This is a genomic window from Streptomyces sp. DH37, from assembly GCF_029813835.1.
GTDB lineage: Bacteria > Actinomycetota > Actinomycetes > Streptomycetales > Streptomycetaceae > Streptomyces.
This window is the reverse complement of sequence record NZ_JARVKV010000228.1, coordinates 1-404: the sequence shown is the minus strand read 5'-3', so window position 1 is coordinate 404 and position 404 is coordinate 1. Positions and strand designations below refer to the sequence as shown.

1 protein-coding gene is annotated in these 404 nt (G+C 75.7%); it reads left to right on the top strand.

The genetic code is table 11. The annotated features are described in order from the left end of the window. Nucleotides 1-119: 119 nt before the first annotated feature. The coding region (locus QC029_RS30795; RefSeq protein ID WP_279559128.1) for a hypothetical protein at nucleotides 120-404 on the top strand (285 nt) is incomplete at its 3' end.

The following is a 404-nucleotide window of genomic DNA, read 5'->3' as shown; positions in this document are numbered from 1 at the left end:
CGCCGTCAGCCGCCCCAAGGCGTGCGCCTGGTACAGGCTCTGATCCCTCGCTCACCCGTCCCGGCCCGCGAGCGCCCCTGCGCCCGGGGGCCGGGGCCCGGACCGGAAAGGAGAGGCAGATGACCACCAGGGTCCTGGTCCTCAAGCCCACCGTCATCAAGGTGGCGCCGCGCACCCGCGTCGTTCTGGACGCGCACCACGAGTACTACCTCGACGACGACGAGCAGGCCCGCAAGCTGATCGAGGAGGGCCGCGCCGTGGAGCTCGACGCCCGCGGCCGCCGGGGTGAGACCGCCACGCGCTCCGCGGCGGAGAAGCCGAAGGCCGTGACCACGCCGGACGGGCCTGGGGGCAAGCCGGGCTCGCGCCGCCGGTCGCAGGCCGCCGCCGCGGCGGAGACCAAG